The organism is Streptomyces sp. adm13(2018) (assembly GCF_008042145.1).
Lineage (GTDB): Bacteria > Actinomycetota > Actinomycetes > Streptomycetales > Streptomycetaceae > Streptomyces.
Genome location: NZ_RDBH01000141.1, coordinates 26,319 through 34,710, shown reverse-complemented (window position 1 = coordinate 34,710; position 8,392 = coordinate 26,319). Strand labels below are relative to the sequence as shown.

The window sequence follows — 8,392 nt, the reverse complement described above, 5'->3', positions numbered from 1 at the left end:
GGCCGAAGGAGGGCCGGGTGAGCCGGGCGGAGGTGGGCGGACTCGGCGGAGGCGGACCGGGCGGGCCGGTTCGGTGGTCGTCCGTGGACGGCCCCCGTGCCGGCCTCGGCGCGCGGCGGCGGGTCAGGCGGGCTTGAAGCCCCGGTGCAGGGCGACGATCCCGCCGCTCAGGTTCCGCCAGGCCACCTTCGACCAGCCGGCCTTCTGGAGCAGGCCCGCGAGGGTCGGCTGGTCGGGCCAGGACCGGATGGACTCGGCCAGGTACACGTACGCGTCCGGGTTCGAGGAGACGGCGCGGGCCACCGGCGGCAGCGCGCGCATCAGGTACTCCTCGTACACCGTGCGGAACGGCGCCCAGGTGGCGTGCGAGAACTCGCTGATGACGACCCGCCCGCCGGGCTTCGTCACCCGGTACAGCTCGCGCAGCGCCTGCTCGGTGTCCTGGATGTTCCGCAGCCCGAAGGAGATCGTGACGGCGTCGAACACGTCGTCGCGGAACGGCAGCTTCGTCCCGTCGCCCGCCGTGAACGGCATCCACGGGTGGTTCTTCTTGCCGACCCGCAGCATCCCCAGGGAGAAGTCGCAGGGCACGACGTACGCCCCGGCGCGGGCGAAGGGCTGCGAGGACGTGGCCGTGCCCGCCGCGAGGTCGAGGATCCGCTGTGCGGGGCGGGCGTCGACGGCCTTGGCGACCTCCTTGCGCCAGCGCCGGTCCTGGCCGAGCGAGAGCACGTCGTTGGTGAGGTCGTAGTTGGCCGCCACGTCGTCGAACATCGAGGCGACTTCGTGCGGCTTCTTGTCCAGGTTGGCTCGGGTCACGGGACCCATTCAAGCAGCCGCCCGAATCTCCTCCCGTACCGCTTCGACCTTTCGGACCCGGGGGTGCTCAAGGACGGTCGGATGCGCGCTTCGGAAGCGCTGTCCGGGACCGAGGGGAGCAGGGGTGGGATGGCAGTGTCGACCGAGACGAGACCCGTGGGAGGGGATGTGGGGGTGAGCGTGGAACCGGAGACGGGGCCGGGGGCCGAGGACCGGTCCCGTCCGTGAGTCGACCGTCCTGTACCAGTACCGCAAGAGCCGGATCCAGCTCTCCGTCTACGCGGGGCCGGGAAATGCCTTCCCGACGCCGTTGACGGTGGGCGACCTGTCCGCCGTGGCCCGCGACCCGCGCTTCCTGGAGCTGGTGCGGGCCGCGGACGCGGATCCGCTGGAGACTCCGGCGCCGCTGGACCCCTCGGAGGACCCGCTGAACCCGTTCGGCAGGTGCGAAGCGTCCCTGGAGAAGGCTCAGCGGGCCCGGTGGACCAGCCGTCCGCCGATCACGGTCGCGACGCAGGTCGACGGGCCGAGGCGGACCAGGGCCGCCCGGTCCGGCACGTCGAAGACGGCGAAGCGGGCCGGGCCGCCCGGTTCCGGGCCGGGCAGCAGGATCAGCGGCGCAGGTGAGAAGGAGGGGCTGCCCGGGAGCTTCTCCGGGCGGCGGCCCGCCGCCAGGCCCGCCCGGCGCACGGCGTCCGCCGCCGCCTGGCCGCGGAGGTCGCCCGCGACCGCGACCGTCCCGTGGGCGAGGAGCCGCTGCACGCCTCGGCGCGCCGAGGCGCCCCGGCGGGACGCGTCCATGCGGAAGATCCGCTGCGCCCGCTCACCGGTGATCGGCTCGGTGCCGAAGCCCTCCGCCTCCCGGGGGTCCGGGTGGTACATGCCTTCGAGGAGCTCGGGCGCGAAGGGGTTGAGCAGCCCCGGGGTGAGGATGCCGGGCCACCGGCGCACCCGGGCCTCGGGCCGGACGGCGGCCAGGTCGTCGAACGGGCCGACGGCGGCGATCCGGTCGGCGTCGACCAGGACCGCCGTCTCGGGCGTCGCCTCGGCGACGTGGATGGTCAGCACGGGGGCGTCAGCGGGCGTCGAGGAGCTTCAGCTCGGGGTGCGCCGTGCCGCCCTCGATCGCGACGGACGAGATGTGGGAGGCGACGCGCTCGTCGACCGGGTCGTTCGCCGGGTCGTCGTGGACGACGATGTGCTCGTACGTGGTGGTGCGCTGCGCCGGGACGCGGTCCGCGGTGCGGATCATGTCGATCATCTCGCGCAGGTTGGAGCGGTGCTTGGCGCCGGCGGAGGAGACGACGTTCTCCTCCAGCATGATCGAGCCGAGGTCGTCCGCACCGTAGTGCAGGGTGAGCTGGCCGATCTCCTTGCCGGTGGTGAGCCACGAGCCCTGGATGTGGGCGACGTTGTCGAGGAACAGCCGGCCGATGGCGATCATCCGCAGGTACTCCAGGAGCGTCGCCTGCGTGCGGCCCTTGAGGTGGTTGTTCTCGGGCTGGTACGTGTACGGGATGAAGGCCCGGAAGCCGCCCGTCCGGTCCTGCACGTCGCGGATCATCCGCAGGTGCTCGATCCGCTCGGCGTTGGTCTCGCCGGTGCCCATGAGCATGGTGGACGTCGACTCGACCCCGAGGCCGTGCGCGATCTCCATGATCTCCAGCCAGCGCTCGCCGCTCTCCTTGAGCGGGGCGATGGCCTTGCGCGGCCGCTCCGGCAGCAGCTCGGCGCCGGCTCCCGCGAAGGAGTCGAGGCCGGCCGCGTGGATGCGGGTGATGGCCTCCTCGACGGGCACTCCGCTGATCCGGGCCATGTGCTCGACCTCGGACGCGCCGAGGGAGTGGATGACCAGCTGCGGGAACGCGGCCTTGATCGCCGAGAAGTGCTCCTCGTAGTACTCGACGCCGAAGTCCGGGTGGTGGCCGCCCTGGAACATGATCTGGGTGCCGCCGAGCTCCACGGTCTCCGCGCAGCGGCGCAGGATGTCGTCGAGGTCGCGGGTCCAGCCCTTCTTGGTGTCCTTGGGGGCGGCGTAGAAGGCGCAGAACTTGCACGCCGTCACGCAGACGTTCGTGTAGTTGATGTTCCGCTCGATGATGTACGTCGCGATGTGCTCGGTCCCCGCGTACCGGCGGCGGCGCACGGCGTCGGCGGCGGAGCCGAGGGCGTGCAGGGGCGCCGAGCGGTAGAGGTCGAGCGCCTCTTCGGGGGTGATCCGGCCACCCGCGGCAGCGCGGTCGAGAACAGACTGGAGTTCGGCCTTCTCGGTCACCGGTGTCCCTTTCGGAGGGGTTCTGTCGACCGAACCAGCGTACGCCAGCGCTCCTCGCGGCTTCCGTCGGGTGGTGTGCGGGCGCGCGGCGGCAATGCGGCGGCATGGGGGACGCTGCGGCCGGGGGTTCGGACGGGGATATCGGGGTGAATTGCCGAAAGGAGACGGGACGGCGAATTCGGGGAGGCCGAATGGGAACCCGGAAGGGGCTTCCCGGCTAATCCCTCGCCGGTGGCAGCAGTTCGACGGTGACGTCCGCCGGGAAGCCGGTCGTGGGGCCGGTGCGGCGGGCGAACTCGCGCACTCCGGCGAGTTGCTCGGCGCCGAAGCGGAAGTCGAGCGTACGGAAGTACCGCTCCAGGAGTTCGGCGTCGAAGGTCTCCCAGCGGGCGGCCTGCTCGGCGACCTTGGCGACCTCCTCCAGGGAGAGGTCGCGGGAGGCGAGGAACGCCTGGTGCACCTCGTGGACGGTCTCCGGCTCGCGCGCCAGGTAGTCCTTGCGCGCCGCCCACACGGCGAAGACGAACGGGAGGCCCGTCCAGTCCTTCCACATGAGGCCGAGGTCGTGGACCTGGAGGCCGAGCCGGGGCGCGTCGTGCAGCGAGGCCCGGAGCGCGGCGTCGCCGATGAGGACGGCCGCCTCGGCCTCCTGCATCATCAGCCCCAGGTCAGGGGGGCAGGTGTAGTAGTCCGGCGCCACCCCGTACCGCTCGGCGAGGAGCAGCTGGGCGAGGCGTACGGAGGTGCGCGAGGTGGAGCCGAGCGCGACGCGGGCGCCGTCCAGCTCCTCCAGGGGCCGCTGCGAGACGATCACGCAGGACATCACGGGCCCGTCGCAGCCGACGGCGATGTCGGGGAGCGCGACCAGGTCGGACGCGTTGCGGAGGTACTCGACGAGGGTGATGGGGCCGATGTCCAGGTCGCCCCGGACGAGGCGCTCGCTGAGCTTCTCGGGGGTGTCCTTGGTCAGCTCGAGGTCGAGGAGCGTTCCGGTCCTGGCGAGGCCCCAGTAGAGAGGGAGGCAGTTCAGGAACTGGATGTGCCCGACGCGGGGCCGGCTGCGCTGCTGGTCGTCGGTTGCATTGTCCACATCGTGAGGCTAGACCCGTCTCGTACCGTGGGCATCGCCGGGGCACGCGCGTCAGCACACGGAGCGAGATCAAACATGCGAGTGAAGTGATCTTTCCCTCTACCGTCCCGGGCGACCTGCGTGCTACGCTCAGCGCAAGTTGCAGTTTGGTTTCCCTTGCAGTACAGAGCCTGCGGAGCATGTGACCCGCAGGCTTTTGTAGTTTTCAGACTTGTTTGCAGGTTCTGGAGCAGGGCGACCCTTTGGCCCATAGGAGGGCTCATGGCTACCGGAACCGTGAAGTGGTTCAACGCTGAAAAGGGCTTCGGCTTCATCGCCCAGGACGGCGGCGGCCCGGATGTCTTCGTCCACTACTCCGCGATCAACGCGAACGGCTTCCGTTCGCTCGAGGAGAACCAGCTCGTGACCTTCGACGTCACGCAGGGCCCGAAGGGCCCGCAGGCGGAGAACGTCTCCCCGGCCTAAGGTGCCTGGGTCGGCGAACACGCACGACTAGAGCAGTACCCAAGGAGCCCCGCTCCGTGCCTCGGCACGAGCGGGGCTCCTGCCCTTTGGGTCCCTTTCGGGCTCGGGCCTTTCCGGGCCCGCGGGCGTCCCCGTGTCTCCGGGGCCGCCCGCGGGGCGGTCAGCAGTTCGGGATGACGGCCCCGTTGCCGTCGCGGGCCTCGTCGTTGCCCCGGCGGGACAGGTAGTACGCGCAGGCGTACGCCCCGCAGCCGTTCTTCCCGGTGCCGGAAGATCGCGTCCCGCAGTCGACGGCGATGACCACCCCCGCGCCGCGCGGCTTACGTAGTCTGGACACATGACCGAACGCAAACCGCCGGGAGTCAGCTTCGAGTCGTTCGTGGACAAGCAGATCCGCGAGGCGTCGGAGCGTGGTGAGTTCAGCAGTCTGTCGGGGTTCGGGAAGCCCCTGCCCGACGATGCGGCGCCCTACGACGAACTGTGGTGGATCAAGGGGAAGATGCACCGCGAGGGCGCGTCCGTCCTGCCGCCGTCGCTGGCCCTGCGCAAGGCCGCGGAGGACGCGGAGGCGGAGGTGGCCGCCGCCGTCTCGGAGAGCCAGGTCCGCCGGATCCTCGGGGAGATCAACACCCGGATCGGCGAGGCACTGCTCCGGCCGCCGGCCGGACCGCCACTGAACCTCAAGCCGTTCGACGTCGAGACGACGGTCGAACGGTGGCGGGCGCAGCGGAGCGCGTAGCTCCCTGCGCGGCGAGCCCGCCGTGCCCGTCGCGTCTGCTGTGCTGGACGCGCCGCGCCCTCCGCCGAGCGGCGCCCCGCGTCGAGAGGAGTTCCTGATGTCCCATCTGAACAGCGCCGGTCTGCTGGTCGACTCGTTCGGCCGGATCCAGGAGGCCGTCCACGAGGCCGTCGAGGGCCTCACCGAGGACCAGCTCGCCGTCCGGATCGATCCGGACGCCAACTCGATCGCCTGGCTCGTCTGGCACCTCACCCGTGTCCAGGACGATCACCTCGCGGGCGCCTTCGACACGGACCAGCTGTGGGACGCGGACGGCTGGCGCGACCGCTTCGGGCTGCCCTTCGGCAAGGGGGCGACCGGCTACGGCCAGTCGAGCGCCGAGGTGGGCCGGGTGCGCGCCCCGGCGGACCTGCTGCTCGCCCACTACGACGCGGTCCACGCGCGGACCCTCGGCCTGGTCCGCCCGGTGACGAACGCGGACCTGGACCGGATCGTCGACACCGCCTGGGACCCCCCGGTCACGCTCGGCGCCCGCCTGGTGTCGGTGATCGCGGAGGACCTGCAGCACGCGGGACAGGCGGCGTTCGTACGGGGCGTGGTGGAGCGGCGGTAGCGCCCCCGGGGAGCGGCGTCGGCGAAAGCCGGACAGCCCCGGTCGAGCAACTCGCCCTCCTGCGAAGGGCGTACAACCGTTCGGCCCCCTCGTGAGTCTGGTTACGGGCACGGTGGATGATCCACCGCGCCCGTACCTCTGGGGGAGCCCTCTGTGAACCACGCCCACCCGTCCCGGCGGCTCGTCGCCGCCGTCACCGTCGTCCTCGCGGTCACCGCGGGAGGCGCGCTGACGGCCGCGCCCGCCGGCGCCGCGCCGGTCGCCGCCGTCCAGGCGCCCGCGCAGGCGGCCGACGTCACCGTCCTGCCCCACCCCAGCGAGATACTCAGCGCCGGGCCGACCGGCTTCCTCACCCGCGCCGTCTACCCGTCCGGCGCCCAGTACAGCTGGACGAGGTACGCCGACGGGGTCACCAAGTCCCTCGCCGAGCCCCGCACCAGCTACTTCGGCGCCCAGTCCGACACCGTCTTCTCCAACAAGGCGACAGAGGTCGTCTACTGGCTGAACGACATGAACAGCACCGGCGGCGTCCGGTACGGCGTCTCCCACAACGACCAGCGCTACCGGCTCTTCGGCGCCGTCGGCGAGACCCTGGTCATGGCGCGCACCGACGAGGACACCGGCGTGCTCGACGTGAACCTGGTGAGCCGGAACACCACCCGCGACGTCACCGTCATCCCCGGCAACGCCCGCCTCGGCCGCGTCTGGGCCTCCACCCCCGGCGTCGCGCTGCTCCAGTACTCCACCGGCACCGGCGCCGAGCGGCTGTCGTATCTCGTCGCCGTCGACACCGCGACCGGGCAGACGGTGGAGGCGCCCCGGGAGATCCACTCGGAGCGGGCCGCCACCGACGCCTTCCTCTCCCCCACCCGGCTGGCCTGGATCGAGCGGACCGACGCCAACCGCGTCCAGTTGCTCACGGCCGTCCGCGGCGTCGACGTCGACCCGGTCGTCACGGACCTCGGCACGGCGGCGACCGGCTCCGACGTAGACGTCAACCTCGTCGGCGACTGGGTGACGACCGCCGAGCTCAACGGCGGCACCGCCCCGCTCCGCTCGGCCCTCTTCCCGCTCACCGCGCGCTCCCTGGCCGACCCCCGGACCACGGTCAAGCTGCTCGACCACGTGTCCAGTTCGGCCACCGCGCCCAACGGCGACCTCTACGCGCGCGGCGGCACCGTCGCGCAGGGCGAGGGCATCTACCGGATCTCCCCCGGCGCCGACGGCCGACCCGTCGCCACCCTGGTGGCGAGCACCGACGCCCCCACCGCCCTGGCCCTGACGAACACGAACGTCCCGGCCACCGTCGACCTCGACCGGAACGGCGGCTCGACGGCGCTCTCCTGGCAGCTGTCCCGCGAGAACGCGGCCGGCAAGGTCACCCTGCGCCACGTCCGCACCGGCAGGACCACGGAGTTCCCCTTCGGCAACACCGGCACCCTCGCCTTCGACTGGCGCGGCACCCTCACCGACGGCGCCCTCGCCCCGAACGGCGACTACGTCTGGGAGCTGGAGGCCGAGCCGCTCAACGGGATCGGCCCGGTCCTCCGGAAGACGGGCGCGTTCAAGGTGACCCGCAAGGCCGGCCTGCACGACTACGACGACAACGGCGCCCCGGACCTGCTGTCCCGCGACGCCTCCGGCCGGCTGTGGCGCGACGAGGTCAGGAAGACGGGGTCCTCCTCCGACTACTGGTCGCTGGAGAGCAAGCTCATCGGCTCCGGGTGGAACACGTACGACCAGATCGAGGCCGTCGGCAACGTCGCCGGCGCCGCCTCCGGCGACCTCGTCGCCCGTGACACGGCCGGTGTCCTCTGGCTGTACCTGGGGAAGGGCGACGGCACCTTCGCCGGCCGCACCCGGGTCGGCTCGGGCTGGAACACCTACAACAAGATCACCGGCGGCAGCGACCTCAACGGGGACGGCTGGTCCGACCTCCTCGCCACCGACACCGCCGGCGTCCTCTGGACCTACCAGGGCACGGGCAACGCGTCGGCCCCGTTCCGGACCCGCACCCGGGTCGGCGCGGGTTGGGGGGACTACAACCAGATCACCGCCGTCGGCGACATCGCCGGTACGCCGCAGGGCGACCTCCTGGCCCGCGACACCGCCGGTGTCCTCTGGCTCCACCAGGGCGCCACCGCCACCTCGTTCTCGGCCCGGGTCAGGGTCGGCGCGGGCTGGGGCGCGTACACCCACCTCGTGGGCATGGGCGACGTGGACCGCGACGGGCGCAATGACCTGTTCGCGTACGGCAAGGGCGGCTCGTTCGTCTACCGGGGCACGGGCGTGGCGGCGGCCCCGCTCGCCGCGCGCGAGTCGAGCTCCGTCTACCCGGCGACGCCGACGCCCCGCCACCCGATCGTCTGACGGGCGGGGGCGGCCGGGGGC

Annotated in this window: 8 protein-coding genes and 1 pseudogene; 4 read left to right on the top strand and 5 right to left on the bottom strand. The window is 72.1% G+C overall.

Annotation, left to right across the window (positions count from 1 at the left end; genetic code table 11):
* Positions 1-123: 123 nt before the first annotated feature.
* From EAO70_RS28080 to EAO70_RS28065, 4 genes are all read right to left on the bottom strand, one after another.
* A complete protein-coding gene (locus tag EAO70_RS28080) occupies positions 124-819 on the bottom strand; it encodes a demethylmenaquinone methyltransferase (RefSeq protein ID WP_148005698.1) in 696 nt (231 codons plus the stop codon).
* Between the two features lie 468 nt (positions 820-1,287).
* Positions 1,288-1,887 carry an imidazolonepropionase-like domain-containing protein gene (locus tag EAO70_RS28075; protein ID WP_148005697.1) on the bottom strand — a complete coding sequence of 200 codons (600 nt, stop codon included), beginning with the start codon at positions 1,885-1,887 and terminating at the stop codon, positions 1,288-1,290.
* Positions 1,888-1,894: 7 nt separating this feature from the next.
* Positions 1,895-3,094, bottom strand: coding sequence for a cyclic dehypoxanthinyl futalosine synthase (gene mqnC / locus EAO70_RS28070; protein ID WP_148005696.1), 1,200 nt, complete (start codon positions 3,092-3,094; stop codon positions 1,895-1,897).
* A gap of 217 nt (positions 3,095-3,311) precedes the next feature.
* Positions 3,312-4,184 (bottom strand): menaquinone biosynthetic enzyme MqnA/MqnD family protein, encoded by an 873-nt coding sequence (locus EAO70_RS28065; protein ID WP_148005695.1) that lies wholly within the window; start codon positions 4,182-4,184, stop codon positions 3,312-3,314.
* A gap of 261 nt (positions 4,185-4,445) precedes the next feature.
* Here EAO70_RS28065 and EAO70_RS28060 point away from each other — a divergent pair, with 261 nt between their 5' ends.
* On the top strand, positions 4,446-4,649 hold the full coding sequence (locus tag EAO70_RS28060; protein ID WP_015035453.1) for a cold-shock protein: 204 nt from the start codon (positions 4,446-4,448) through the stop codon (positions 4,647-4,649).
* A gap of 160 nt (positions 4,650-4,809) precedes the next feature.
* On the opposite strand, the pseudogene EAO70_RS28055 reads toward EAO70_RS28060, so the two are convergent.
* A pseudogene (locus EAO70_RS28055) lies at positions 4,810-4,911 on the bottom strand (M23 family peptidase); the annotation flags it as partial.
* A 75-nt stretch (positions 4,912-4,986) separates the two neighbouring features.
* Between EAO70_RS28055 and EAO70_RS28050 the strand changes: the two are divergent.
* The 3 genes from EAO70_RS28050 (at position 4,987) to EAO70_RS28040 (ending at position 8,371) form a co-directional block, all read left to right on the top strand.
* On the top strand, positions 4,987-5,388 hold the full coding sequence (locus tag EAO70_RS28050; protein ID WP_148005694.1) for a DUF1992 domain-containing protein: 402 nt from the start codon (positions 4,987-4,989) through the stop codon (positions 5,386-5,388).
* A gap of 106 nt (positions 5,389-5,494) precedes the next feature.
* Positions 5,495-6,001, top strand: a complete 507-nt coding sequence (locus tag EAO70_RS28045) for a mycothiol transferase (protein WP_148006554.1) — start codon at positions 5,495-5,497, stop codon at positions 5,999-6,001.
* A gap of 153 nt (positions 6,002-6,154) precedes the next feature.
* Positions 6,155-8,371 carry an FG-GAP repeat domain-containing protein gene (locus EAO70_RS28040; protein WP_148005693.1) on the top strand — a complete coding sequence of 739 codons (2,217 nt, stop codon included), beginning with the start codon at positions 6,155-6,157 and terminating at the stop codon, positions 8,369-8,371.
* The last annotated feature ends 21 nt before the right edge of the window (positions 8,372-8,392 follow it).

Bases quoted from the DNA above. Each gene is read 5' to 3' on its own strand.
- EAO70_RS28060 (WP_015035453.1), top strand. From the start codon at position 4,446: ATGGCTACCGGAACCGTGAAGTGGTTCAACGCTGAAAAGGGCTTCGGC.
- EAO70_RS28050 (WP_148005694.1), top strand. From the start codon at position 4,987: ATGACCGAACGCAAACCGCCGGGAGTCAGCTTCGAGTCGTTCGTGGAC.